The organism is Stenotrophomonas bentonitica (genome assembly GCF_013185915.1).
GTDB classification, from domain to species: Bacteria; Pseudomonadota; Gammaproteobacteria; order Xanthomonadales; family Xanthomonadaceae; genus Stenotrophomonas; species Stenotrophomonas bentonitica.
The window spans coordinates 128,001-154,840 of sequence record NZ_JAAZUH010000001.1 but is presented as its reverse complement, the minus strand read 5'-3'; the positions used below and the strand labels follow the sequence as shown (position 1 = coordinate 154,840).

25 protein-coding genes are annotated in these 26,840 nt (G+C 68.1%); 24 read left to right on the top strand and 1 reads right to left on the bottom strand.

Annotated features, from left to right (window positions below):
* Positions 1–9: 9 nt before the first annotated feature.
* From fliM to HGB51_RS00620, 7 genes are all read left to right on the top strand, one after another.
* Positions 10–1,017 (top strand): flagellar motor switch protein FliM, encoded by a 1,008-nt coding sequence (gene fliM / locus HGB51_RS00650; protein WP_070207907.1) that lies wholly within the window; start codon positions 10–12, stop codon positions 1,015–1,017.
* Positions 1,014–1,352 carry a flagellar motor switch protein FliN gene (fliN, locus tag HGB51_RS00645; protein WP_070207906.1) on the top strand — a complete coding sequence of 113 codons (339 nt, stop codon included), beginning with the start codon at positions 1,014–1,016 and terminating at the stop codon, positions 1,350–1,352. Before fliM ends, fliN begins: the two co-directional genes overlap by 4 nt.
* The gene (gene fliO, locus HGB51_RS00640; RefSeq protein ID WP_070207905.1) at positions 1,349–1,750 is read left to right on the top strand and encodes a flagellar biosynthetic protein FliO; all 402 of its coding nucleotides are present in this window, start codon (positions 1,349–1,351) and stop codon (positions 1,748–1,750) included. The genes fliN and fliO overlap by 4 nt, the downstream gene beginning before the upstream one ends.
* A gap of 2 nt (positions 1,751–1,752) precedes the next feature.
* Positions 1,753–2,535 (top strand): flagellar type III secretion system pore protein FliP, encoded by a 783-nt coding sequence (fliP, locus tag HGB51_RS00635; protein WP_070207914.1) that lies wholly within the window; start codon positions 1,753–1,755, stop codon positions 2,533–2,535.
* 9 nt (positions 2,536–2,544) lie between these two features.
* Entirely contained in the window at positions 2,545–2,814 is a 270-nt protein-coding gene (locus HGB51_RS00630) for a flagellar biosynthetic protein FliQ (protein WP_070207904.1), read from the top strand.
* Positions 2,815–2,821: 7 nt separating this feature from the next.
* Complete coding sequence (gene fliR / locus HGB51_RS00625; protein ID WP_070207903.1) at positions 2,822–3,613, top strand: flagellar biosynthetic protein FliR; 792 nt, start codon at positions 2,822–2,824, stop codon at positions 3,611–3,613.
* Positions 3,614–3,825: 212 nt separating this feature from the next.
* Entirely contained in the window at positions 3,826–5,967 is a 2,142-nt protein-coding gene (locus HGB51_RS00620; RefSeq protein WP_070207902.1) for a putative bifunctional diguanylate cyclase/phosphodiesterase, read from the top strand.
* Positions 5,968–6,006: 39 nt separating this feature from the next.
* Here HGB51_RS00620 and HGB51_RS00615 read toward each other — a convergent pair whose 3' ends face one another.
* Positions 6,007–6,834 (bottom strand): EamA family transporter, encoded by an 828-nt coding sequence (locus HGB51_RS00615; RefSeq protein ID WP_070207901.1) that lies wholly within the window; start codon positions 6,832–6,834, stop codon positions 6,007–6,009.
* A gap of 164 nt (positions 6,835–6,998) precedes the next feature.
* Here HGB51_RS00615 and flhB point away from each other — a divergent pair, with 164 nt between their 5' ends.
* The 17 genes from flhB (at position 6,999) to HGB51_RS00530 (ending at position 26,811) form a co-directional block, all read left to right on the top strand.
* Positions 6,999–8,126 carry a flagellar biosynthesis protein FlhB gene (gene flhB, locus HGB51_RS00610; protein ID WP_070207900.1) on the top strand — a complete coding sequence of 376 codons (1,128 nt, stop codon included), beginning with the start codon at positions 6,999–7,001 and terminating at the stop codon, positions 8,124–8,126.
* Positions 8,123–10,225: a flagellar biosynthesis protein FlhA gene (gene flhA, locus HGB51_RS00605; RefSeq protein WP_070207899.1), complete on the top strand. Its 2,103-nt coding sequence runs from the start codon at positions 8,123–8,125 to the stop codon at positions 10,223–10,225. Before flhB ends, flhA begins: the two co-directional genes overlap by 4 nt.
* Positions 10,226–10,373: 148 nt before the next feature.
* Entirely contained in the window at positions 10,374–12,344 is a 1,971-nt protein-coding gene (gene flhF / locus HGB51_RS00600; protein ID WP_171966695.1) for a flagellar biosynthesis GTPase FlhF, read from the top strand.
* Positions 12,331–13,218 (top strand): MinD/ParA family ATP-binding protein, encoded by an 888-nt coding sequence (locus HGB51_RS00595; protein ID WP_070207898.1) that lies wholly within the window; start codon positions 12,331–12,333, stop codon positions 13,216–13,218. The genes flhF and HGB51_RS00595 overlap by 14 nt, the downstream gene beginning before the upstream one ends.
* On the top strand, positions 13,215–13,961 hold the full coding sequence (locus tag HGB51_RS00590) for an RNA polymerase sigma factor FliA (protein ID WP_070207897.1): 747 nt from the start codon (positions 13,215–13,217) through the stop codon (positions 13,959–13,961). The genes HGB51_RS00595 and HGB51_RS00590 overlap by 4 nt, the downstream gene beginning before the upstream one ends.
* 16 nt (positions 13,962–13,977) lie before the next feature.
* Positions 13,978–14,370, top strand: coding sequence for a chemotaxis response regulator CheY (gene cheY, locus HGB51_RS00585; protein ID WP_017357461.1), 393 nt, complete (start codon positions 13,978–13,980; stop codon positions 14,368–14,370).
* Positions 14,370–14,984, top strand: a complete 615-nt coding sequence (locus HGB51_RS00580) for a protein phosphatase CheZ (protein WP_070207896.1) — start codon at positions 14,370–14,372, stop codon at positions 14,982–14,984. Before cheY ends, HGB51_RS00580 begins: the two co-directional genes overlap by 1 nt.
* Positions 14,985–14,988: 4 nt before the next feature.
* Entirely contained in the window at positions 14,989–16,809 is a 1,821-nt protein-coding gene (locus HGB51_RS00575) for a chemotaxis protein CheA (RefSeq protein ID WP_070207895.1), read from the top strand.
* 92 nt (positions 16,810–16,901) lie between these two features.
* A complete protein-coding gene (locus HGB51_RS00570) occupies positions 16,902–17,642 on the top strand; it encodes a flagellar motor protein (protein WP_070207894.1) in 741 nt (246 codons plus the stop codon).
* 1 nt (position 17,643) lies between these two features.
* Positions 17,644–18,654, top strand: a complete 1,011-nt coding sequence (motD, locus tag HGB51_RS00565; RefSeq protein ID WP_070207893.1) for a flagellar motor protein MotD — start codon at positions 17,644–17,646, stop codon at positions 18,652–18,654.
* 4 nt (positions 18,655–18,658) lie between these two features.
* The gene (locus HGB51_RS00560; protein WP_070207892.1) at positions 18,659–19,441 is read left to right on the top strand and encodes a ParA family protein; all 783 of its coding nucleotides are present in this window, start codon (positions 18,659–18,661) and stop codon (positions 19,439–19,441) included.
* On the top strand, positions 19,438–20,508 hold the full coding sequence (locus HGB51_RS00555) for a chemotaxis protein CheW (protein WP_070207891.1): 1,071 nt from the start codon (positions 19,438–19,440) through the stop codon (positions 20,506–20,508). Before HGB51_RS00560 ends, HGB51_RS00555 begins: the two co-directional genes overlap by 4 nt.
* 116 nt (positions 20,509–20,624) lie before the next feature.
* Complete coding sequence (locus HGB51_RS00550; RefSeq protein ID WP_070207890.1) at positions 20,625–20,933, top strand: STAS domain-containing protein; 309 nt, start codon at positions 20,625–20,627, stop codon at positions 20,931–20,933.
* Positions 20,930–21,295, top strand: a complete 366-nt coding sequence (locus tag HGB51_RS00545) for a response regulator (RefSeq protein WP_070207889.1) — start codon at positions 20,930–20,932, stop codon at positions 21,293–21,295. The genes HGB51_RS00550 and HGB51_RS00545 overlap by 4 nt, the downstream gene beginning before the upstream one ends.
* A 45-nt stretch (positions 21,296–21,340) precedes the next feature.
* The gene (locus HGB51_RS00540; RefSeq protein WP_070207888.1) at positions 21,341–23,329 is read left to right on the top strand and encodes a chemotaxis protein CheA; all 1,989 of its coding nucleotides are present in this window, start codon (positions 21,341–21,343) and stop codon (positions 23,327–23,329) included.
* Positions 23,330–23,638: 309 nt separating this feature from the next.
* Positions 23,639–25,876 (top strand): methyl-accepting chemotaxis protein, encoded by a 2,238-nt coding sequence (locus tag HGB51_RS00535; protein WP_070207887.1) that lies wholly within the window; start codon positions 23,639–23,641, stop codon positions 25,874–25,876.
* 158 nt (positions 25,877–26,034) lie between these two features.
* Complete coding sequence (locus HGB51_RS00530) at positions 26,035–26,811, top strand: flagellar brake protein (protein WP_070207886.1); 777 nt, start codon at positions 26,035–26,037, stop codon at positions 26,809–26,811.
* Positions 26,812–26,840 lie beyond the last annotated feature (29 nt).

Sequence of the window (26,840 nt, the reverse complement as noted above, 5' to 3'; positions counted from 1 at the left end):
GGGCGCCCCATGAACGACCTGCTCTCCCAGGATGAAATCGACGCCCTGCTGCATGGCGTCGACTCCGGTGCCGTCGAAACCGAAGTCGACACCATCGCCCCCGGCGAAGCCCGCAACTACGACTTCGCCAGCCAGGACCGCATCATCCGCGGCCGCATGCCGACCCTCGAAATGGTCAACGAGCGCTTCGCCCGGCTCTGGCGCATCGGCCTGTTCAACCTCATCCGTCGTTCGGCCGAACTTTCCGTGCGTGGCATTGAACTGATCAAGTTCAACGACTACATGCACTCCCTCTACGTCCCCACCAACCTCAACCTCATCCGCTTCAAGCCCCTGCGCGGCACCGGCCTGATCGTCTTCGAGCCCACCCTGGTCTTCGCCATCGTCGACAACTTCTTCGGTGGCGACGGCCGCTACCCCACCCGCATCGAAGGTCGCGAATTCACCGCCACCGAAATGCGCGTCATCCATCTCCTGCTCAAGCAGACCTTCGCCGACCTCCGCGAAGCCTGGGCCCCGGTCATGGATGTCGACTTCGAATACATCAACTCCGAGATCAACCCCCACTTCGCCAACATCGTCACCCCCCGCGAATACGTCGTCGTCTGCCGACTGCATGTCGAGCTTGACGGCGGTGGCGGCGACATCCACGTCACCCTCCCGTATTCCATGCTCGAACCGATCCGCGAACTGCTCGATGCCGGCATCCAGAGCGACCGCAACGATCGTGACGAAAGCTGGGGCACCATGCTGCGAGAACAGCTCAACGTCGCCGAAGTCACCCTCTCCAGCGTCCTCGCCACCAAGCGCATGAGCCTGCGCGACCTCACCCGGCTCAAGATCGGCGACATCCTGCCCATCGACCTGCCCAACCAGGTGCCCGTCTGCGTCGAGAACATCCCCGTCTTCACCGGCCAGTTCGGCGTCGCCAACGGCATGAACGCCGTAAAGATCACCGCTACCCACCCGCCGGGCACCCGCCCCCGCGTACCCGTCATCCAGGAAGACCCGCAATGAACGACATCGAAAACCACGAACCGGCACCGGCGCAGTTCACCACCCTGCACTCCGACGACGCCGACGGCGGTCCCGACCTGAACCTTGACGTCATCCTCGACGTCCCGGTCACCCTGTCGCTCGAAGTCGGCCGCGCCCGCCTGCCCATCCGCAACCTGCTCCAGCTCAACCAGGGCTCCGTCGTCGAACTCGAACGCGGCGCCGGCGAATCGCTCGACGTCTTCGTCAACGGCACCCTCATCGCCCATGGCGAAGTCGTCGTCATCAACGACCGCTTCGGCGTCCGCCTCACCGACGTCGTCAGCCCCAGCGAACGGATCCGGAGACTGCGTTGATCGCCCTGGCACTCTTCGCCGCCGGCGCGCAGGCGACCAAGGTCGGCCAGCATGCCGCCGCCGCGCCCAGCATGTTCGGCGCCGTGTTCGCCCTGCTGGCCGTGCTTGCCCTGATCGTCGGCCTCGGCTGGCTGCTCAAACGCATGCCCGGCAGCGGCTTCAAGCCCGCCGAAGGCCTGCGCATCGTCGCCAGCCTCAACGTGGGTGCCAAGGAACGCGTCGTCGTCGTCGACGTCAACGGTGAACACCTGCTGCTCGGCGTCACCGCCGGCGGCATCAACACCCTGCACCGCCTGCCCGAACCCCTGCCCACCCCGGAACCGGCACGCCTGCCGGATCTGAAGAACCTCCCGAATTTCGCCCAGCTCCTGCAACAGCGGCTGCGCAAGGACAAATGATCATGTGTGGCCCCCGAGCGTCCTGGACCCGTTACCTGCCGTTGCTGCTGGCCCTGCTGCTGTGCGCCCTGCCCGCGCTGGCCATGGCCGCGCCTGCCGCACCCGCCATGCCCAGCCTGCCCGACGTGAACGTCGGCAAGATCGGTGGCGCCCCGGTCAGCCTGCCACTGCAGACCCTGCTGCTGATGACCGCGATCACCCTGATCCCGTCCATGCTGCTGGTGCTCACCGCCTTCACCCGCATCATCATCGTGCTCGGCCTGCTGCGCCAGGCACTGGGTACCGGCCAGACCCCCTCCAACCAGGTCCTGCTCGGCCTCGCCCTGTTCCTCACCGCCATGGTCATGCTGCCGGTCTGGCAGAAGGCCTGGGGCACCGGCATGGCGCCCTACCTCAACGGCGAGATCGACTTCCAGACCGCCTGGACCCTCACCACCCAGCCCCTGCGCGCCTTCATGCTCGCCCAGATCCGCGAAACCGACCTGATGACCTTCGCCGGCATGGCCGGGCATGGCACCTACGCCAGCCCCGACGCCATCCCGTTCCCGGTGCTGGTCGCCTCGTTCGTCACCAGCGAACTGAAGACCGCCTTCGAAATTGGCTTCCTCATCTTCATCCCGTTCGTCATCATCGACCTGGTCGTCGCCAGCGTCCTGATGTCCATGGGCATGATGATGCTCTCGCCGATGCTGGTCTCGGCGCCGTTCAAGATCCTGCTGTTCGTCCTCGTCGACGGCTGGGTCCTGGTGGTCGGCACGCTTGCCGCCAGCTTCAACGCGGTCTGAGGCGCTGACATGACCCCCGAACTTGCCCTGACCGAACTGCGCGGTGGCCTGATCACCGTGCTCTGGGTGGCCGGCCCGCTGCTGCTCACCGTGCTCATCGTCGGCGTCGTGGTCGGCGTCGTACAGGCCGCCACCCAGCTCAACGAACCCACCATCGCCTTCGTCGCCAAGGCCGCTGCGCTCACCGCCGTGTTGTTCGCGCTCGGCAGCCTGCTGATCGGCCACCTGGTCGAGTACACCATCCTGCTGTTCCAGCGCATCCCGCACCTGATCGGATAGCACCGCGATGGACTCGGCAACCCAGATGGCCGCCGACGGGCTCAATGCCTTCGGCATGATCGGCACCGTGCTGTGGACCATGCTGCGCATCGGCGCCATGATCATGGCGATGCCGCTGGTCGGCAGCCGCGCCGTCCCTGCGCGCGTGCGCGTCATGCTCTCCGGCGCCCTGGCCATCGCGCTCTCGCCGATGCTGCCGCCGGTGCCGGCGTGGACCGGGTTCGACGCCGCCACCGTGCTCAGCATCGCCCGCGAACTGGCCATCGGCGTGTCCATCGGCTTCCTGCTGCGGCTGGTGTTCGAAGCCGGCGCCATGGCCGGCGAACTGGTTTCCCAAGGCACCGGCCTCGCGTTCGCGCAGATGAGCGACCCGATGCGTGGCGGCACCTCCGGCGTGATCGGCCAGTGGTTCTACCTGCTGTTCGGCCTGCTGTTCTTCACCGCCAACGGCCACCTCGCTCTCATTTCGCTGCTGATGGACAGCTACAAGGCGGTGCCGATCGGCACCTCGCTGCCCGACATCGACGCCTTCCTCAACGTCGCGCCCATGTTCCTGCTGCAGGTGCTGCGCGGCGCGCTCACCCTCGCCCTGCCGCTCACCGTGGCCATGCTCGCCATCAACCTGGCCTTCGGCGTGCTCTCCAAGGCCGCGCCCGCGCTGAACCCGATCCAGCTCGGCCTGCCGGTCGCGCTGCTGCTCGGCCTGTTCCTGCTGACCGTGCTGGCCGGTGAAATGGGGCCGCCGGTGCAGCGCCTGTTCGACGCCGCCTTCCAGGCCGCAGACAGCTTGACGCACTGACGCACAGGCCCGTTAAATACCGCCAGGTATGTAAAAAGCGTCATGATCGTGTGAGTGTCGAATGAAATTTGGCCGATTTTGCGCTTGATTTCGCCCCCACCCCTGTCGTCTCATGCGCCTACGGCAGGGGGGAAACGTGCCGGAGCAGCCGGCATCGCCACACGCGCGTGCTGGTCAGTGCAGTCTGCTGCGTACGCCAGGGAGGAGTCAGCATGCTTATTGGCAGTTACACCCCGTGGTTGGTCGTAGTGTCGCTCCTGGTTGCCATCCTCGCGTCGTTCACCGCGCTGGACATGGCCAACCGCGTTACCACCGCGCCCTCCTCGCGCATCAGCGTGTTGTGGCTGTTCGGCGGCGGTTGCGCCATGGGCCTGGGCATCTGGTCGATGCATTTCATCGGCATGCTGGCGTTCCGTCTGCCGATTCCCCTCGGCTACGACCTCGGCCTGACCGCTGCCTCTCTGCTGGCCGCCATCGCATCGTCGATCTTCGCGCTGTGGCTGGTTTCGCGCCCGACCCTGCCGCATACGCGATTGGCATTGGGCGGGCTGCTGATGGGCTGCGGCATCGCCAGCATGCATTACATCGGCATGTCGGCGATGTTGATGCGACCGGGCATCGAGTACCACAGTGGCTGGTTCATCCTGTCGGTGCTCGTCGCGGTCGCCGCGTCGTGGGTGGCGCTGTTCGTCGCGTTCCGCCTGCGCCACAACGACACCCGCCTGCACCATCGCATCGTGCCTGCCGTGCTGCTTGGCGTGGCCATCGTCGGCATGCACTACACCGGCATGGCCGCCGCCCAGTTCCCCGCCAACAGCGTGTGCGGCGCCGCCGCGGGCGATGGCCTGCAGACCCAGTGGCTGGGCGCGCTGGTGATGGTGCTGACCATCGGCATCCTGGCCGTGGTGCTGCTGGTGTCCTGGCTGGACCAGCGCCAGCAGGCGCAGCTGCTGCGCCTGCGCAACCAGCGCCTGCGCAGCTCGCTGGACGACGCCGAAGCCGAACTCAGCCAGGCCGCATTGCATGACCCGTTGACCCATCTGCCGAACCGCCTGCTGCTGCAGCAGCGCATCGACCAGGCGCTGGTCGACGCCGAACTGCGGGGTGGCCGCTTCGCGGTGATGTTCATGGACTTGGACGGCTTCAAGCAGGTCAACGACGCCTATGGCCACCAGACCGGCGACTCGCTGCTGGTCGCGGTGGCTGCACGTACCCGCCAGCTGCTGCGCCCGACCGACGTGCTGGCACGCTTGGGGGGTGACGAATTCGTGCTGGTGGTCGGCATCGAAAACGATGAAGACGTGGCCACCGTGGCCAACCGCATCATCCAGGCAATCGGCAAGGGCAACCTGGTGCCCGGCCACGAGCTGCAGATCACCGCCAGCATCGGCATCGCGATCTGCCCCGACCACGCCGCCACCGAGCGCCAGCTGATGGGCTACGCCGACGCGGCGATGTACCAGGCCAAGGAGGCCGGGCGCAACGCCTATGTGGTGTTCGCCGAATGGATGAGCGACAGCGCCGAGCAGCAGTTCCGGCTGCTGGCCGACCTGCGCCGCGCCATCGAACTGAACCAGCTGTTCCTGCAGTACCAGCCCAAGGTGCGGGTCAGCACCCACCAGGTGAGCGGTGCCGAGGCGCTGATCCGCTGGCAGCATCCCGAACAGGGGCTGATTCCACCGGACCGCTTCATCCGCCTGGCCGAGCGCAGCGGCGTGATCAACGACATCGGCCGCTGGGCGTTGAATGAGGCCTGCCGCCAGCTGCGGCGCTGGCACGACGCCGGGCACGACAACTGGTCGGTGTCGGTGAATCTCTCGCCGATCCAGTTCGGTTCGCCGTACCTGCTGCAGGAAGTGAGCGACGCGCTGGAGACCCATCGGGTCGAACCGCGCCGGCTGGTACTGGAGATTACCGAGAGCGCGGTGATGCGCGACACCGACACCAGCCTGCGCCTGCTGCAGTCGCTGGCGCGGCTGGGCGTGGGCATTTCCATCGACGATTTCGGAACCGGCTATTCCAGCCTGCTCTATCTCAAGCGCCTGCCCGCGACTGAAATCAAGATTGACCACGCCTTCGTGCGCGATCTGGAAAACAGTTCCGAAGACGTGGTGATCGTCTCGGCCATCGTCGCGCTCGGCCACGCGCTGGACATGGACATCGTCGCCGAAGGCGTGGAAACCGCCGGCCAGCGCGCGTACCTGGAGCGGCTGGGTTGCGACTTCCTGCAGGGCTACCTGCTCGGCCGCCCGGTCGACCCCGAACGCTTCATGCAGCTGCACGACCTGCCGCGCCCCCGCATGGTGGTCGCGCCGGAGTACCAGACCAGCCAGGGCGGGCATTTCCTGGATTGAGGGCGGAGCCACGCAGGGCGTGGCTCTACCTCGGGGGCATTACGTCGCGAACCGCAACACCGCTACACCCACCACGATCAACCCGGCTGCCAACCACCGCTGGCGACGCACCCGCTCGCGCAGCACCACTGCGGAAATGATCACCGCGAACACGATGGAGGTCTCGCGCAGCGCAGACACCATCGCCACCGGTGCCTGGGTCATCGCCCATAGCGCCAGGCCATACGAGGTCAGCGTTCCGACGCCACCCACCAGCCCGTAGTGCCAGTTGGCACGCGTGTACGCGCTCAGCTGGGGGGTCCGCGTCCACACCGCCCAGATCGGCAACGGCAGCCCGGACAGCAGGAACAACCACAGCGTGTAGCCCAGCGCCGACCCGGACTGGCGCGCGCCGGTCGCATCCACCAGCGTGTAGGTCGCGATCACCCCGGCATTGAGCAGCGGCAGCCACAGACGCTGCCGCTGGATCCCACGCGCCATGCACAGAATGCCCACGCAGACCAGCCCGATCCCCATCCACGCCCCGGCGGCAAGGTGCTCCCCCAGCAGCAGTGCAGCCACCACCGCCACCACGATCGGTGCACACCCCCGCATCAACGGATAGGCCGCACTCATGTCGGTCAGCCGGTAGGTACGCGCCACCAGCACGTAGTACCCCGCCTGCAGCACGGTCGAGGCCGCCAGCCACGGCCAGCTGCGCGGGTGCGGCGCGGCCACCCACGGCAGCAGCAGCGCCGAGATCAGCGCCGCCGCCCCCGTGACCAGGATCGTCGTCAGCAGCGTATCGCTGCCCCGTTTGACGATGGCATTCCAACTGGCGTGAAGAAGACCCGCGAACAGAACGATGAGAAACAGCGCAAGCGACATCTGAGACCCCAGGCATCCAGCCCGGTAGGGTCGCATCCCAGTCGACCGCGCGTAAATTCCCCACGCCCGATTGGGCATGAACACCAACGAAGAACGCCGTTCCCGTCCCACAACGGAACAGTTCTTGCACCACCCCGGGTGACCCCTCCGGTACCCCGCTCCCGATGTCCGAAGAACAAGCCGGCGAAAAGACCGAACAACCTACCGAAAAACGCCTGCGCGATGCCCGTGAAGAGGGCAACATCCCGCGTTCGCGCGAGCTGGCCACCGCCGCCGTATTCGGCGCCTCGGTGCTGGCGCTGATGGCGTTCTCCGGGAGCATGGCCGCCGGCGGCAAGGCCTGGATGAAGTCCGCGCTGAGCCCCGAGCCCGGCCTGCGCTTCGAGCCGAATGGCCTGTTCAGCCACTTCGGCCACCTGTTCCTGCAGCTCATGCTCGCGATGTGGCCGCTGCTGCTGATCTGCCTGCTGGCCAGTTTCCTGGCGCCGGTCGCGATGGGCGGGCTGCGCTGGTCGAACAAGTCGCTGATGCCCCAGTTCAACCGGCTCAGCCCGATGGCCGGCATGAAGCGCCTGTACGGCGCCGAAGCCATCGCCGAGTTCATCAAGTCGCTGCTGCGCATCCTGTTCGTCGGCGCCGCCGCCGGGCTGGTGGTCTGGCACGGCATCCGCCCGCTGCGCGACCTGGTCCACCAGCCGCTGGAAGCGGCCATCGTCAACGGCCTGGGCTTCACCCTGAAGCTGATGCTGGCCACCGGCGGCGCGATGATGCTGCTGGCCGCCATCGACGCCCCGTACCAGCGCTGGAACTGGATGCGCAAGCTGAAGATGACCCGTGAAGAGCTGCGCCGGGAGATGAAGGAAAGCGAAGGCAGCCCGGAAGTGAAGGGCCGCATCCGGCAGATGCAGCAGCAGCTGGCCAACCGCCGGATGATGGAAGCGGTGCCCACCGCCGACGTGGTCGTGGTCAACCCGACCCACTATGCCGTGGCCCTCAAGTACGACGGCGGCAAGATGGGCGCTCCCACCGTGGTGGCCCTGGGCGTGGACGAAACCGCCCTGCGCATCCGTGAAGTGGCCGACGGCAACAAGGTCGCGATCGTCTCGGCCCCGCCTTTGGCACGCGCCTTGTATCGGGAAGGTCAACTTGGAAAGGAAATTCCCGTGAGACTGTATTCGGCCGTCGCCCAGGTGCTGTCCTACGTCTACCAGCTGCGCACCTGGCGGGGCGGGCCGATGCCGGCCGCGCCCAGCATCGACGTGGATGAGTTCGGCAAGGGAGGCCGCGCATGAGCGCCCAGCCCGCCGGCATGAACACCCGTCGCGCCCTGGACATGATCCGCCAGGGCCTGGGCGCCCCGCTGATCGTGCTGGCCCTGCTGGCCATGGTCGTGGTGCCGCTGGCCGCGCCGGTGCTGGATGCGCTGTTCACCTTCAACATCGCCATCTCGCTGATGGTGCTGCTGGCGGTGGTGTACGTGAAGCGCCCGCTGGACTTCACCATCTTCCCGATCGTGCTGCTGATCACCACCATGCTGCGGCTGGCGCTGAACGTGGCCTCCACCCGCGTGATCCTGCTCAACGGCCAGAACGGCCACGAAGCGGCCGGCAAGGTGATCGCCGCGTTCGGCGAATTCGTGATCGGTGGCAACTACGCGGTCGGCATCGTGGTCTTCGCGATCCTGACGATCATCAACTTCGTGGTCATCACCAAGGGCGCCGGGCGCGTCTCCGAAGTGACCGCGCGCTTCATCCTCGACGCCATGCCCGGCAAGCAGATGGCGATCGACGCCGACCTCAACGCCGGTTTGCTGACGCGTGAGGAAGCCAAGGTCCGCCGTGAAGAAGTCCGCGAGGAAGCCGACTTCTACGGTGCAATGGACGGTGCCAGCAAGTTCATCCGCGGCGACGCCATCGCCGGCATCCTGATCCTGTTCATCAACATGCTCGGCGGCCTGGCCGTGGGCGTGCTCCAGCACGGCATGCCGTTCGGCGAAGCCGCCGCGACCTACACCCTGCTCTCCATCGGTGACGGCCTGGTGGCGCAGCTGCCGGCCCTGCTGGTGTCCTCGGCGGTGGCGATGCTGGTCACCCGCGCCTCGCGTTCGCAGGACATGGCGCAGGCCATGATGGGCCAGGTGTTCGGTCAGCACCGTGCGCTGACCATTGCCGCCGCGATCCTGGGCCTGGTCGGCCTGGTACCCGGCATGCCCAACGTCGCCTTCTTGACGCTGGCCGCCATCCTCGGCTTCATCGCCTGGAAGCTGTGGAAGAAGAGCCAGGTCGCCGAACAGGCTGCCGCCGCACCGGCCTCCGGCCCGACCACCGCGCTCGGCCTGCCGGCCGGCACGCCCTCGCCCACCGCCGAACTCACCTGGGACGAACTGCGCCCGGTCGATCCGCTCGGCCTGGAAGTGGGCTATCGCCTGATCCCGCTGGTGGACAAGAACCAGGGCGGCGAGTTGATGGCGCGGATCAAGGGCGTGCGCCGCAAGCTCACCCATGACATCGGCTTCCTGATTCCCTCGGTGCACATCCGCGACAACCTGGAGCTGGGCGCCACCGCCTACCGCCTGCTGATCCACGGCGTGCCGGTGGCCACCGCCGAAATCCACCCCGACCGCGAACTGGCCTTGGACCCGGGCAGCGCGCTCGGCGCACTGGAAGGCATCGCCGGCAAGGACCCCGCGTTCGGCCTCGATGCCACCTGGATCCAGCCGCACCAGCGCGCCCATGCCGAATCGATGGGCTACACCGTGGTCGACCCGGCCACCGTGGTTGCCACCCATCTGTCGCACCTGATCCGCGAACACGCACCGGAACTGCTGGGTCACGAAGAAGTGCAGCAGCTGCTGGCCAACCTGGCCAAGAGCGCGCCCAAACTGGTCGAAGACCTCACCCCCAAGGCGCTGCCGCTGTCGGTGGTGGTGCGGGTACTGCAGAACCTGCTGATCGAGCGCATTCCGGTGCGCCAGCTGCGCAAGATCGCCGAGTCGCTGGTCGAAAACGCGCCGCTCAGCCAGGACCCGGGCGTGCTCACCGCCGCCGTGCGCAACGCACTGGGCCGTTTCATCGTGCAGGAGATCGCCGGAATGTCGGCGGAGCTGCCGGTGTTCACCCTCAACCCACAATTGGAACGTGTCTTGCAGGAGTCCACACAGGGCAACGGCGCAGCGCTGGAACCCGGACTCGCCGAGCGACTGCACCAGAGCCTGGCCGAATGTGTCGGCAAGCAGGAAGCGAAGAACGAGCCCGCGGTGGTGTTGGTGCCCGGTCCGGTACGTGCCGCGCTGGCACGGCTGGTACGCCACAGCGTTCCGTCGCTGTCCGTGCTGGCCTACAGCGAAGTGCCAGAAGACAAGCGCTTGAAGCTGGTCGGCACGATCAGCTGAGCCGGAACACCGACAGCAACGCGTCAGAAAACAGACACACCCATTTCGCCATCACCGCAGCAGGACAAGAAGGGAACCCCGGACCGTGCAGACCACCGACAACCAGAGCCTCCCTTCCGCCCCCCAGCCCCAGTCCCGGTACCACAGCATGAAAATCAAACGCTTCGTCGCTCCCGATATGCGCTCGGCCATGAACCTGGTGCGCAAGGAACACGGTCCCGATGCGGTGATCCTGTCCAATCGCCGGATCGAGGAAGGCGTTGAGATCGTGGCCGCGGCGAACTATGACGAAGGCGCGGTGCAGCGCGCACTGGAAGCCGCGCGCAAGGACGTCGCCCCGCCGCCGCCGGCCCCGCGCCCGCGCAACGCCGCCGACGCGGTGATCGCCGCCGTCACCCGCCGCAAGGCCCCGGTGGCCGCGCCGGAACCGGTGGCCGCCACCACCTCGGCCGTCGCCGCGCTGGCCCGCGCCGCCGTCGGCGCCACCGGTCGCACCCTGGACACCGCCAACGAAATCGTGCCGCCGCCGGGCAGCCCCGGTTTCGCCGCGACCCTGGCCCGCGCTGCGGTTGCACCGAGCCGCACCCTGGACGTGCTGCCGGAACAGATCTTCGCGCCGTTCAATGTCGAACAGGCCGCCGCCCACGCTGCCCACTCCGACGCTGCTCTCGCTGCCCGCCCCGAAGTAGCGCCGGGCTCTGCCCGGCCAATGATCGAAGACGCACCCTCCCCGGTCCGCGCCACCCCGGCCCCGTCCAACCGCGCCCGCTTCATCATCGACCCGCCGCAGGACGACGCCCCGCTGTTCGAAATGCACGCCCCGCCCGGCCGCAGCGTGCCGCCGCAGCTGCCGCAGATGCCGGCGCAGCAGATGCAGCGCGCCGCGTTCGACGCGCCGATCGCCCCGCTGTGGGAAACCGTGCCGGTGGTCCCGGCAGCGGCCAGCGAACGCTTCGACATCGATGATTCGGCCGTGTTCGTGCCGCCGGCACCGATGGCGATGATCGAGACCGCTCCGGTTGCGCCGGTCGCACCGGTCGTCCCGGCCGCGCCGATGATGATCGCCGCCCCGGCACTGCCGCCGATGCAGGCCGCCAACGAACCGACGGCCCCCGCCGAAGTCGCCGAAGCCGTCGTGGCGCCCGCCCCGGAACCGGCTGCCGCTGCACCGGCTGACGCCCCGGCGCCGGCGCCGGTCACCCTGGTCCGCGACGACGAGGAACTGCGCCAGCTGCGCCATGAAGTGGCCGGCATGCGCCACGTGATCGAGCGCGAAATGAACCGGTTCACCGACGAACGCCTGCGCGGCTCGCCGGTGCGTGCCGCCGCGCTCGACCTGATGGACGAGTACGGCTTCGACGCCGGCATCTGCCGCGACGTCGCCCTGCAGATCCCGCTCGACACCGAAGCCCACCGTGGCCGCGGCCTGATGCTGGGCCTGCTCTCCAAGAAGCTGCCGATCGCCCCGGTCGACCCGCTCGAGGCCGGCGGCGTGATCGCCCTGGTCGGCCCGACCGGTGCCGGCAAGACCACCACCATCGCCAAGCTGGCCTCGCGCTTCGCCGAAGCGCATGCCGCCCGCGACGTGGCCCTGGTCACCACCGACACCGCCCGCATCGGCGCCCGCGAACAGCTGTACGGCTTCGGCCGCCAGCTCGGCATCGCGGTCCACGAAGCCAACAGCGGCAGCGACCTGGCCCAGCTGCTGGAGCGCCTGAAGGACTACAAGCTGGTGCTGATCGACACCGCCGGGCTGGGCCCGCGCGACCGCGCCCTGGCCGCGCAGCTGCAGTGGCTGCGCGCCTCCGAGCAGATCCGCACCCTGCTGGTGCTGCCGGCCAACACCAGCTTCGGCGACATGGACGAAGTGGTCCGCCGCTTCAGCGCCGCCAACCCGCAGGGCGTGGTGCTGAGCAAGCTGGACGAGACCGGCCGCTTCGGTACCGCCCTGTCGGTGGCGGTCGACCACCGCCTGCCGATCACCTGGGTCACCGACGGCCAGGACGTTCCCGAAGACCTGCACCGGGCCAGTGCCGCCAATCTTGTACTTCGCCTTGAAGATTTGCGCCGCGCGGCCGATATGCCCTGCAACCCGGAGTTGAACCATGCCGTCGCGTGAGTACGAAAACCTGACCAGGACCTTCCCGCTGTCGGCTACCCGCAGCCAGCCGCTGGGCCCGGTGCGCACCATCGCCGTCACCGGCGGCAAGGGCGGCGTGGGCAAGACCAATGTCTCGGCCAACCTGGCCGTGGCGCTGGCCGGCATGGGCAAGCGCACGCTGCTGCTGGACGCCGACCTGGGCCTGGCCAACATCGACGTGATCCTGGGCCTGCAGCCCAAGCTGACCCTGGCCGACCTGGTCGCCGGGCGCTGCACGCTGGACGAGGTGATCCTGGAAGGCCCCAACGGCGTGCTGGTGGTCCCGGCCGCGTCCGGTCGCCGGCACATGGCCGAACTGCAGCCGGCCGAGCACGTGGGCCTGGTCAACGTGTTCTCCGAACTGGAACGCGAACTGGACTTCATGGTGGTCGACACCGCCGCCGGCATCACCGACGGCGTGCTGACCTTCTGCCAGGCCGCGCAGGACACCGTGGTGGTGGTCTGTGACGAACCGGCCTCGATCACCGACGCCTACGCACTGATCAAGGTGCTCTCGCGCGAGCGCGGCGTGGACCGCATCCAGGTCGTGGCCAACATGGTGCGCGACCCGAATGAGGGCCGCGTGCTGTACGAAAAGCTGAGCCGGGTCTGCGAGAAGTTCCTGGCCGACGTCTCGCTCAACTACCTGGGCTGCGTGCCGCAGGACGACTGGCTGCGCCTGTCGGTGCAGCGCCAGCAGCCGGTGGTGAAGGCCTACCCGTCCAGCCCGGCCGCGCAGGCGATGGCCGAGATCGCCCGCCGCACCGCCCGCTGGCAGGCCCCCACCGAACCGCGTGGCGGGGTCGAGTTCTTCCTGGAACGCATCCTCAAGCAACGCGGGGTGGCCGCATGAAAGGCGCCGCACACTACAAGGAGGTGCAACGCGCCGCCGCCAACGAGTGCATTGCCCAGCACTCGGACCTGGTCCGGCGCATTGCCCACCACCTGGCCGCGCGCCTGCCGGCCAGCGTTGAAGTGGACGACCTGATCCAGGCCGGCATGATGGGCCTGATCGAGGCCTCGCGCAGCTACGACGCCGACCAGGGCGCCTCGTTCGAAACCTACGCCTCGATCCGCATCCGCGGGTCGATGATCGACGAGATCCGCCGTGGCGACTGGGTGCCGCGTTCGGTGCACCGCCGTGCGCGCGACGCCGCCTCCACCATCCGCCGCCTGGAGCAGAGCACCGGCCGCGCAGCCAGCGCCACCGAAGTGGCCGCCGCGATGGACATGCCGCTGCCGGATTACCTGCGCCTGATGGAAGACGCCGCGCGCGGCCAGGTGCTGAGCCTGGAGTCGCGGATCGAAGACCAGGGCGAGCTGGACACCGTGGCCCAGGGCGGCCCGACCCCGCAGCAGGTGCTGGAGCGCGGCGAGTTCGGCCGCGAGCTGGGCAACGCGATCGGCCTGCTGCCCGAGCGCGAACAGCTGGTGCTGTCGCTGTACTACGAGCAGGAACTGAACCTGAAAGAGATCGGCGCGGTGCTCGGGGTCAGCGAGTCGCGCGTCTGCCAGATCCATGGCCAGGCAGTGCTGCGCCTGCGTGGCCGACTGAAGATCTTCGAGGCGGCCGACGCCGGCCTCGAGAACAACTGAGACCGAGGAAAGTGCTTTGAACAAGAACATGCGTATCCTGATCGTCGACGACTTCTCGACCATGCGTCGTATCGTCAAGAACCTGCTGGGCGATCTGGGCTTCACCAATACGGCCGAAGCCGAGGACGGGCATGCCGCGCTGGCCCTGCTGCAGAGCCAGCCGTTCGATTTCGTGGTCACCGACTGGAACATGCCGGTGATGACCGGCATCGACCTGCTCAAGGCGATCCGCGCCGACGCCAAGCTCAAGACCCTGCCGGTGCTGATGGTCACCGCCGAAGCCAAGCGCGAGCAGATCATCGAAGCCGCGCAGTCCGGCGTGAACGGCTACATCATCAAGCCGTTCACCGCACAGACCCTGGAAGAAAAGCTCGGCAAGATCTTCGAGCGCCTGGCGGCGAGCGCCTGATGGAAACCCTTCGCGACAAATCGGCGCTGGTGCAGCGCCTGCAGGACGCCCTTGCCGCGCTGGAAAGTGGCGACGAAGCCGGCTGGCGCCGGGAAATCGACGCCCTGGCCGCGCTGCGCACCCAGCCGATGATGGCCGGTCTGAACCGGCTGGCCCGCGAACTGGGCCAGGCACTGGGCGAACTGCCCACCCTGCCCAGCGAAGCCGGCGAGCTGGACGACGCCTGCGCGCGCCTGGACCACGTGGTGGCGATGACCGAACAGGCCACCCACCGCACCCTGGACCTGGCCGAAGAATGCCGGGCGCTGACCGAGCAGCTGCGCGCCAACGGGCTGAGCCCGGACCAGGACGTGCAGCTGGAACGGATCCGCCACAACCTCACCGAGATCGCGCTCACCCAGAGCTACCAGGATCTCACCGGGCAGATCATCCGCCGCGTGGTCGGCATCGTGCGCCGCGTGCACGAAGGCTTCGGCGCGCTCGGCCTGCCGCCGCCGGACGAGACCACCAGCAAGCGCGACAACGGCCTGGCCGGCCCGGCCGTGACCGGGTTGGACCGCCACCAGGTGTCGCAGGTCGACGCCGACGACCTGCTTTCCGATTTGGGGCTTTGAAAACATGAGTGCTGTTCCAGACGACATTGCCGCCGACTTCATCCTCGAGGCCCAGGAAATCCTGGATCGCCTCGGCGAACAGCTGGTGTCGCTGGAGCAGTCGCCCCAGGACAGCGACCAGCTCAACGCGGTGTTCCGCGGCTTCCACACGCTCAAGGGCGGTGCCGGCTTCCTCGGCATCCAGGCGATGGTGGAACTGTGCCACGCCGCGGAAGAGACCCTGGGCATGGCCCGCTCCGGGCAGGCGGTGCTGCAGGCGCACCACTTCGATGCCGGCCAGCAGTCGCTGGACTACCTGCAGTCGATGCTGGATTCGGTGTCGGCCGGTACCGAGCCGGGCTATGCGCCGCCGGAATTGATCTCGCAGTTCGACGTCAACGGTCCGGCCGTGCCTGCGCCGGTGGCGGCCGCGGTGCCGGCCAACGGTGACCTGATCACCGACGACGAGTTCGAAGCGCTGCTGGACACCCTGCACGGTGGCGCCGCGCCGACCGCCGTGACGCCCACGAAAAAGGTCGACGACGGACTGATCGGCGAAGACGAATTCGAAGCACTGCTCGACCAGCTGCACGGTGGCGCCGCCCCCGGCACAGTGCAGGCGGCTGTTCCCGCACCGGCGCCCGCGCCGCGCCCGGTCGCCGCCCCGGCCCCGGCCAAGCCGGCTGCCAACAAGCCGGTGGCCGAAGCCGAGCACACCGTGCGCGTGGACACCAAGCGCCTGGATGCCATCGTCAACCTGATCGGCGAACTGGTGCTCTCGCGCAACCGGCTCAAGACCCTGCGCGCGCGCCTGCATGACGAAGAGCTGGACCGTGCGGTGTCGACCCTGGACATCGCCACCGCGCGCCTGCAGTCGGCGGTGATGCGCACCCGCATGCAGCCGGTGGGTAAGGTGTTCTCGCGCTTCCCCAAGGTCGCCCGCGACGTCGCCCGGAACCTCAAGAAGGAAGTGGAGCTGGAGCTGATCGGCGCGGAAACCGAGCTGGACCGCAACCTGGTCGAAGCGCTGGCCGACCCGCTGGTGCACCTGGTGCGCAACGCGATCGACCACGGCATCGAAATGCCCGAACTGCGCGAAGCACAGGGCAAGCCCCGCAGCGGCAACGTGCGGCTGTCGGCGCAGCAGGAAGGCGACTACGTCAGCATTGAAGTGCAGGACGACGGCGCCGGCATCGACCCGGAGCGCCTGCGCGCCAAGGCCCGCGAGAAGGGGTTGATCGACCCCGAAGCAGCGGCCCGACTGAGCAGCGAGGAATGCCTGCACCTCGTGTTCCTGCCCGGCTTCTCCACCAAGCAGGAAGTCACCGATATCTCCGGCCGTGGCGTCGGCATGGACGTGGTGCAGTCGCGCATCCGCGAACTGAGCGGCCAGATCCAGATCCAGTCCGAACTCGGTCGCGGCAGCCGCTTCCTGATCCGGGTGCCGCTGACCCTGGCGATCCTGCCGACCCTGCTGGTGCAGGCGGGCGAAGACGTGTATGCGCTGCCGCTGGCGCGCGTGATGGAAGTGCTGCACGCCCCCAACACCTCGCTCGGCTGGTTCGACGGTCGCGCGGTGCTGGACCGCAAGTCGCACACCCTGCCGCTGGTCGACCTCCGCCACTGGCTGGCGGTGGAGCCGACCGCTTCGCCGCTGCTCACCATCGTGGTGCTGCAGGCAGGTGAAGCACGCTTCGGCCTGGTGGTCGACCAGGTGCGCGGCCGCGAGGAAGTGGTGATCAAGCCGCTGCCCAAGGCACTGCGCGGCCTGCGCGGCTACGCCGGCGCCACCCTGATCGGCGACGGCCGCATGTCATTGATCCTGGACGTAGACGGTCTGCGGTAATCGGGTAGAGCCACGCCCTGCGTGGCTGAACCACCGACCAACCCACCACCGCCCCAATTCAAGTCCCCCAAACGCAAGCCGATATCCAACCAATGGACAGACTCAGCCTCATCGGACTTTTCCTCGCCCTGGCCTCCCTGGTCGGCGGCAGCATCCTCAAGGGTGCCGGGCTGGCGTCGCTGTGGTCTCCCGCTGCCTTCGTCATCGTCATCGTCGGCACGCTCGCCTCGATCCTGCTGCACACCTCCCCGGCCGTGTTCAAGCACGCCTTCAAGATCGTCAGCTGGATCGTGCACCCGCCGAGCACCGACCGCAGCGACCTGATCCGCCAGATCGTGGAATGGAGCAACATCGCCCGCCGCCAGGGCCTGCTCGGCCTGGAAACCCAGGTCGAGGCCCAGGACGACCCGTTCCTGCGCAAGGGCCTGCAGCTGCTGGTCGACGGCGTCGAACCGGAAACCATCCGGCACATGCTGGAGATCGAACTGAGCAGCCAGGAAAGCCGCGACCTCGCCGCCTCCAAGGTGTTCGAAGGCATGGGCATCTATGCCCCGACCCTGGGCATCATCGGCGCCGTGCTCGGCCTGATCGCGGTGATGAAGAACCTGGCCGACCCAAGCAAGCTCGGCCACGGCATCGCCGCCGCGTTCACCGCCACCATCTACGGCATCGCCTCGGCCAACCTGCTGTTCCTGCCGGTCTCGGCCAAGCTCAAGAGCGTCATCCACCACAACAGCCGCGACCGCGAGATGATCATCGAAGGCCTGATCTCGATCGCGCAGGGCGAGAACCCGCGCAACATCGAAACCAACCTGTCCGGGTTCCTGCACTGAGATGGCCCGGCGCAAGGCCCACGAAGAGCATGCCAACCATGAGGCCTGGGCGATTCCCTACGCCGACCTCATGACGCTGCTGCTTGCCTTCTTCGTGGTGATGTACGCCATCTCCTCGGTCAACGAAGGCAAGTACCGGGTCATGGCCGACGCGCTGACCACCGCCTTCGGCGGCGCGCCGCGCACCATCAATCCGGTACAGGTCGGCAACCAGCAGGTCCAGGGCGGCGGCTGGGACAGCCCCTCGGTGATCAAGGCCGGCAACCGGGTCGGCCCGTCCGCACCCTCGCCGAGCAACGACCCCACCCTGCTGCCGGCGATGGCCTCGCAGATGCGCATGCCGGTCTCGGTGCACAACCAGGAACAGCTGCAGCGCGCCGAGCGCCAGCTCAACGGCATCGCCGACCGTCTCACCGCCACGCTCGCGCCGCTGATCGATCGCGGCATGATCACCGTGCGCCGTACCGAGCTGTGGATCGAAGTGGAGATCAACAGCGACATCCTGTTCACCACCGGCTCGGCCACGCTCGACGTGCATGCGCGCGACACCTTGTCTTCGCTCGCCCAGGTGCTGCACGACGCGCCCAACGGCGTGCGCGTGGAAGGCCATACGGACGACGTGCCGATCGCCACCGCGCTGTTCCCCTCCAACTGGGAACTCTCGGCCGCGCGCGCGGCCAGCGTGGTGCACCTGTTCGCCGACCAGGGCGTGCAGCCGGCGCGGCTGGCGATGGTCGGCTACGGCCAGTTCCGCCCGCGCGAGGACAACGCCAGCGCGCAGGGACGCAACCGCAACCGCCGGGTGAATGTGATCATCCTCGCCGACACCGCGCAGGGCGTGGACCCGCTGGGCCCGCAGCTCACCGCCGACGCCGCACCCGCCACCACACCGGCACCCGCACCGGCGCCGCCGGCGCTTTCCCCTGTTTCCCCCCTCGCCCCGGTGCAGCTGCCACCGGTGCCGGCCGGCAGCCGAGTTGGCGCCGCCGTTCCCCCCGCAATGAAGGAGTGAACCGATGCGTATCTGGGCAATCGCCAACCAGAAGGGCGGCGTGGGCAAGACCACCACGACCCTCGCGCTGGGCCGCGGCCTGGCCACGCTGGGCCACCGCGTCCTGCTGATCGACCTGGATCCGCATTCGTCGCTGACCCGCGCGTTCAACGTGCCGCTGGACCCGCCGCCGGCCGGCGTGCTGGAACTGTTCGGCACCCCGCCTGCTGAACTCAGCACCCTGGCACACGCCAGCACGGTGCCGGGCCTGGACTACATCTGCGCGCAGGCCGCGCTGGCCACGCTCGAACGCCGCAGCGCCAACCAGCCCGGCCTCGGCCTGGCCCTGCAGAACGCGATGACCCGCCACCAGGGCCAGCACGACTACATCCTGCTCGACTGCGCGCCGACCCTTGGCCTGCTGATGATCAACGCGCTGGCCGCCGCCGACCGCCTGATCATCCCGACCCAGGCCGAACCGCTGGCCCTGCACGGCCTGGACGGCATGGTCCGCACCGGTGAGATGGTCGAGCGCTCGCGCCGCCGTCCGCTGCCGATGTCGATCCTGCCGACCCTGTTCGACCGCCGCACCCGTGCCGGCAACGAAACCCTCAAGCAGATGCAGGACCGCCACGGCCAACGCGTGTGGGAAGACGCGATCCCGGTCGACACCCGCATCTCCAACGCCGCCGGCCTGACCCTGCCGCTGACCTCGGACGATTACCCCGGCCGCGGCCTGCTGGCCTACCGCCGCGCGCTGGAATGGATCCTGGCCGACGACGCGCAGCAGATGGAGCGCGCGGCATGAATACCGTGGGCGTGCTCGACGACTATCTGGAAGAACTGCTGGGCGACGCGGTGCCGACCGCAAGCATCGCCGTTGTCGATGTGGCCGAAGCCGCAGGCGTGGCCGAAGCGATCCGCGCGGAATTCGCTGCGGAGCCCGCGTTCGAGACCCCGACCTCGCCCGGCGCACCGGCAAACCTCGCCCTGCTCGAGGAACTGCTGAACGACCCGGCGCTTGGACCGGTGGCCGTTGCCGCTACGCCTGCCTTCGATACGCCCACCTCGCCCGGTGCGCCTGCCAACCTTGCGCTGCTCGACGAGCTGCTCAACGATCCCGCGTTGGGTCCCGTTGCGGACGCATCGCGCCCGAGCTGGGACGACCTGCCCGACGAAGCGCTCCACGACAGCGTGCCCGCCGTCGCAGCAACGCCTGCGCCTGCCGCTCCGCCTGCCGTTGCGCCACCCGCTCCGACTGCACCGCCCCGCGCTGCCGCACCGGTTGCTGCACCCATTGCACGCGCCGTCCCCGCGCCCGCTCCGCAACCGGTCGCCCGCGCCGCCGCACCGGCACCGATGGCACCGACCGGCCGCCCGAGCAGCTGGCAGGAACTGCAGGCCCAGGCCCGCAACCCCGCCTCCAGCCCGCGTGGCGACCGCCGCGCCAGCGAGCGCACCTCGCGCTGGCTGCGCCTGCGCTGCGGTGCCCAGGCGTATGCGCTGGAACTGCTGAAGGTGCAGGAAGTGGTGCTGCCGGTCCCGCTGCTGCCGCTGCGCGGCACCCCGTCGGCCATGCTCGGCATCATGAACCTGCGCGGCCAGGTCGTGCCGGTGATGGATCTCGGCATCCACCTGGGTGCCGGTCCGGCCCAGGACGACGCCAACACCCGCATCGTGGTGCTGGAAGAAGACGGCGAAACCATGGGCCTGCGCGTCTCGGCCGTGGAAGACGTCGCCAACCTGACCGATTCGCAGATCGAACCGCCGGACACCGCGCGCATCTGCCAGATCTCCAACGACCTGTTCCGCGGCGTCGCCCGGGTCACCGCCCAGCCGATGATCCTGCTGGATGCCACGCAGTTGTTGAATTGATGGGTGTGGCCAGGTTCCCGTGGGACACGCGGTGCCGGACCACCATGAACAACGCCCCCTAAAGGTTCCTCCAACCCAGCCGTTATAGACCTAGGAACCGTTTGTCCGGAGCAACGATGAGCACTGTGGCCCTGGGTGATGATCTCGGAATCGAGAGCAGCACCGAGCTCAAAACACGCCTGGCCCCCTTGGTGGACCAGGGCGGCGACCTGACGCTGGACGCCAGCCAGGTCGGCCGTATCCATACCGCGTCGGTGCAGGTCCTGTGCGCATTCGTCGAAGCCCGCCGCCAGGCCGGCCACCCGACCGCATTCGAAGGCTGCACCGCCACCTTCCGCGACGCCGCGCGACTGCTCGGCGTCACCCAGGCCCTCGGCCTGGACGCAACCCATGACAACCTGAAATCTGTGGAGAACGCGGCATGAGCGCACGTATCTTGGTGGTGGACGATTCGGCGTCGATGCGCCAGATGGTTTCCTTCGCCCTCACCTCGGCCGGCTTTGCCGTCGAAGAAGCCGAAGACGGCGCGGTCGCGCTGGGTCGCGCCAAGGGCCAGCGCTTCAACGCGGTGGTGACCGACGTGAACATGCCGAACATGGACGGCATCTCGCTGATCCGCGAACTGCGCCAGCTGCCGGACTACAAGTTCACTCCGATGTTGATGCTGACCACCGAGTCGGCCGCTGACAAGAAGTCCGAAGGCAAGGCCGCCGGTGCCACCGGCTGGCTGGTCAAGCCGTTCAACCCGGAACAGCTGGTCGCCACCGTCCAGAAAGTCCTGGGCTGATCCCTTTCCACTGCCTTCCCCCTTCGTAACCGGACCCGAACTGCCATGAGCATGGACCTGCAACGCTTCCACGCCACTTTCTTCGAGGAAAGCCGCGAAGGCCTGGACGCCATGGAAGCCGGGCTGCTGGCACTGGAATCGGGCCAGCAGGATCCGGAAATCATCAACTCGGTGTTCCGCGCCGCGCACTCCATCAAGGGCGGCGCCGGCACCTTCGGCTTCGACGCGATCGCCGCGCTGACCCACGTGCTGGAGACGCTGCTGGACGAACTGCGTGCCGGCAAGCGTGCGCTGGAGCCAGTCGCGGTCGATGCGATGCTGTCTTCGGTGGACGTGCTGCGCGCCCTGCTGCGCGAAGCCGAACACGGCCAGCCGGCCGACCCGCAGGCCGTCGCCGCGATCAAGGCACGGCTGGAAGCGGTGCTGTCCGGCCAGGCTGCCAGCGCCGCCGCACCGGTCGCGGCCAAGGTCGACGACACCCCCGAAGCGTGGCAGATCGGCTTCGTGCCGGCGCCGTCGCTGTTCATGAGCGGCAACGACCCGCTGCGCATCATCCGCGAACTGGAACACCTCGGTTCGCTGCAGGTGGCCGCGCGCCTGGAACGCCTGCCCGGTTTCGACCAGCTCGATCCGCTTGAAGCGCACCTGGCCTGGGACCTGGGCCTGGTCGGCAAGGTGCCGCGCAGCAAGATCGAAGACACCTTCGCCTGGGTCGTGGACGACTGCGAACTGGACATCCGCCCGGCCTCACCGCCGAGCCTGGCCACCAGCGCTCCGGTCGCGCCTGTCGCCGCTGCTCCGGCCGCCGCACCGGCTGCTCCGGCCGCTGCCGCAGCCCCCGCTGCCGCTGCCGCCTCGAGCGAAGCGGAAACCTCGATCCGGGTCAGCGTCGACAAGGTCGACGCGCTGATCAACCTGGTCGGCGAACTGGTCATCACCCAGGCCATGCTCAAGCAGGTCTCGCACGCACTGGACCCGGTGCATGCCGAGCAGCTGTTCGCCGGCCTGGACCTGCTCGAACGCAACACCCGCGACCTGCAGGAAGCGGTGATCGGCGTGCGCATGCTGCCGGTGGACGCGGTGTTCCGCCGCTTCCCGCGCCTGGTCCGCGACCTCTCCACGCGCCTGGGCAAGCAGGTCCGCCTGCGCACGATCGGCGAAGGCACCGAACTGGACAAGGGCCTGATCGAAAAGATCGCCGACCCGCTGGTCCACCTGGTGCGCAACTCGATCGACCACGGCCTGGAAATGCCCGACGTCCGCCGCGACGCCGGCAAGGACGAAACCGGCACGATTACCCTGGCGGCATCGCACCAGGGCGGCCACATCGTGATCGAAGTCAGCGACGATGGCCGCGGCCTGAACCGCGACAAGATCCTGGCCAAGGCGCACGAACGTGGCCTTGCCGTGCCGGACAACCCCACCGACGCGCAGGTCTGGGACCTGATCTTCCAGCCCGGCTTCTCCACCGCCGACGCGGTCACCGACCTGTCCGGTCGTGGCGTGGGCATGGACGTGGTCCGCCGCAACATCCAGGCGCTGGGCGGCGAAGTGCAGCTGGAAAGCAGGACCGGCAACGGCACCCGTGTGCTGATCCGTCTGCCGCTGACCCTGGCCATCCTCGACGGGATGACCGTATCGGTGGCCGGCGAAACCGTGATCCTGCCGCTGGCCTACGTGCTTGAGGCGCTGCAGCCCAAGGCCGAAGACGTGCGCTCGATGGCCGGCGAAGGCCGCGTGCTGCGCGTGCGTGGCGAGTACCTGCCGATTCTTTCGCTCAGCGAGTACTACGGCTACGGCCGCCGCGCCACTGACGACTCGCTGGTGGTGGTGGTCGAAGGCGATGGCCAGAAGATCGCGCTGGAAGTGGACGAACTGGTCGGCCAGCAGCAGGTGGTGGTGAAGAACATCGAGAACAACTACCGGCGTATCGGTGGCGTGTCCGGTGCGACCATCCTCGGCGATGGCCGCGTCGCACTGATCGTCGACATCGGCGGCCTGGTGCGCTCGCTGCGGGTGCCGCAGGCGGCGTAACCACGTTCAATTGCCGGTTGTCTGGAACGCCCTCGCGAAAGCGGGGGCGTTTTGTTTTCCCGCGCCGCCACCAAAACCGTGACGCCCGTTTTCGCCCCCGTTCATCGCCACCCGCGATCCATCCGCCTGCGCATGGCGAAAGCCTTGGTATTGCTTGCTTTCGCAACCATTCACGCTTCAGGAAAAATGTGAAATCGAACGCTCAAGTTCGGCCGGGGGCACGCCGTTATCCGCAGTAGCGATGACAGTTTCATTGCCCGCCCTGCGGTTCAACCGCCGTGCGCCCCTGCCCTGCCCGGAGTCCCCAGCATGAAGTGGTTCCAGAATCTGCCCATCAGCCGCAAGCTCGCGGTCGGGTTTGCCCTCACCACCTTGATGACGATCGGGCTGGGCGTGTTCGCGCTGCTGCGCCTGAACGGCGCCAATGCCGAACTGGCCGAGATGGCCAGCAACGACATTCCCTCGGTGCAACACCTGGGCGAAGTGCGCGCACAGCTCGGCGAGTTCCGCACCTTCGAACTGGCGCAGCTGAGCATGCTCGACCAGCCCGACAAGGTCGCCGACTACAACACGCGCATGGACGCCACCGCCAAGACCGTCCGTGACGAACTCAACGCCTACGCCGCGCTGCCGGCCGGCGACCAGGAGAAGGCGCTGTACCGCAAGGTTGCCGCCGACCTGGAGGTCTACTTCGCGGCCAACGCCGAAATGCGCGCTGCCGGTGCCGCCGGCGACGCCGTGCTGGCCCAGCAGATCTCCGACGAAAAGTCGCGCCCGGCCCGCCGCTCGATGTTCGAGGACCTCAAGGAACTCGGCGCGTTCAGCAGCGGCCTGATGCTGGAAAAGATCGACGAGGCCAACACCACCCACCGCAACAGCGTGATCGCCATCATCGCCACCGTCTCGCTGCTGGCCCTGCTGGCCATCGCGATGGGCGTGGTGATCGCGCGCGCCATCACCGGCCCGATCCGCCAGGCCATGCACGCCATCCAGTCGGTGGCCCGCGGCGACCTGTCGGTCAACATCGCCTCCAGCACCACCGCCGATGAAGCCGGCCGCATGCTCGCGGCCACCCGCGACATGACCCTGATGCTGCGCCGCTACTCCAGCGAAACCCAGCAGATGGTCGAAATGCACGCCGGCCCGGACATCAGCCACCGCATTCCGGAAGACTTCCCGGGCGTGTACGGCCAGCTGGCGGTCGGCGTGAACACGGTGATCTTCGAGCACCTCGATTCGATCCGCGACGCCATCGACGTGCTCAACCAGTATGCGGCCGGCGATCTGTCCAAGGATGCACGCCGCCTGCCCGGCACCCGCGCGATCCTGCACGAATCGATGGACGCGGCCAAGGCCAGCCTGCTGGCCATCAACACCCAGATCCAGGCCCTGGCCCAGGCCGCCGCGGCCGGCGACTTCAGCCAGCGCGGCGACGCGCAGCGCTTCGACCACGACTTCAGGGTCATGATCGAGCACCTCAACACCATGATGGAAGTGGCCGACGGCAACCTCTCGCAGCTTTCGCACCTGCTCCAGGCGATTGCCAATGGCGACCTCACCGCGCGCATGCAAGGGCAGTTCCACGGCGTGTTCGCCAGCATGCGCGACGATGCCAACACCACCGTCGCACAGCTGACCCAGATCGTCAGCCGCATCCAGCACGCCTCCGGCAGCATCAGCACCGCCGCCGGCGAAATCGCCTCGGGCAACAACGACCTGTCGCGCCGTACCGAACAGCAGGCCGCCAACCTGGAAGAAACTGCCGCCTCGATGGAGGAGCTCACCTCCACCGTGCGCCAGAACGCCGAACACGCCCGCCAGGCCAACCAGCTGGCGATCGGCGCGCACTCGGTGGCCTCGCAGGGCGGCGACGTGGTCGGCAAGGTGGTCAGCACCATGCACGAGATCGACGCCTCCTCGCGCCGCATCGCCGATATCATCACCGTCATCGACGGCATCGCCTTCCAGACCAACATCCTGGCCTTGAACGCCGCGGTCGAAGCGGCCCGCGCCGGCGAACAGGGCCGCGGCTTCGCCGTGGTCGCCTCCGAAGTGCGCACCCTGGCCCAGCGTTCGGCCAGCGCGGCCAAGGAGATCAAGGGCCTGATCGACGAATCGGTCGGCAAGGTCGCCGAAGGCTCCGCCCTGGTCAACCAGGCGGGCGCCACCATGGACGAAATCGTGGCCTCGGTGCAGCGCGTGACCGACATCATGGCCGAGATCTCCGCCGCCTCGCAGGAACAGTCGGCCGGCATCGAGCAGGTCAACCAGACCGTCATGCAGATGGACGAAACCACCCAGCAGAACGCCGCGCTGGTGGAAGAAGCCACCGCCGCCGCCCGCTCGATGGAAGAACAGGCCGGCCACCTCACCGATGCGGTCGCGTTGTTCAAGCTGGAAGGCCAGGCCGCACCGGCCGTGGTCGCAGCCGCACCGGCCACCCGCCAGCGGACCTCGACCCCGCCGCGCACGCCGGCGGCGCCTGCCCGCCGCGCGGCGGTACGCGAACCGGCGCTGGCCAGCGAAGGCGACTGGCAGGAGTTCTAAGCCAGCACCCAGGCGACAGTCCCACGACACCCCGCTCCGGCGGGGTGTCGTGTTTACCGATGCACACATTGCCTCTACATTATTGTGATCTGCTGCCGATAAACGGACAGAGACCTGATTTCGCAAGAAATCTGTACCCGCCCAACGCAGCAGAGTCCATGTCCGAAGGCAGCCTTGACGCACACAACGACGACCACGCCGTCCACGACGACGGCGCGGATGATCGCTACCTGGTCCGCAATCCCCGGCAGATCCGCCAGCTGCTGCAGGCGCTGATCGACCAGCGGTCGCTGCTCACCGCGCACCTGGGTGGGCGCGACCAGTCGTTCCCCACCGCCATCCTCGAGCTGGACGAAGACGACGACACCCTGCTGCTCGACGGCAGTCCCTCCGAACCGGCCAACCGCGCCGCCGAAGAGGCCGGCCACCTGCTCTGTTTCGCCCAGCTGGACCGGGTCATGGTCCGCTTCCGCCTGGACCACCTGGAACGCACCGGCGGCTATGGCCACGTCGCCTTCCGCGTGCCCTTCCCGACCGAACTGGTGCACCTCCAGCGCCGCGAACTGTACCGCCTGGAAACCCCGGTCACCGACTCCCCGAACCTGCTGTTCCCGATCAACGAAGACCGCAGCGAAGCCCTGCACCTGCGCGTGGTGGACATCAGCGGCGGCGGCCTGGCCGTCACCGTCCCGGTCAACTGCAACGCCTTCTCCATCCAGAAGCGCTACGACGCCCGCCTGGACATGCCTGAAACCGGCCCCCTGCAGGTCTCCCTGATCGTCTGCAACCAGCTCGCCCTCAAGCTCCCCAACGGCGTCGAGATGAAGCGCATCGGCATGCGTTTCGACGGCCTGCCCCGCGGCGGCGACAGCGCCATCCAGCGCTACATCTTCCGCATCGACCGCCAGCGCAGCGCCCGCAAGAACGGGGAATGACCGGTCCCTAAAGACTCCCGAATCCAGGC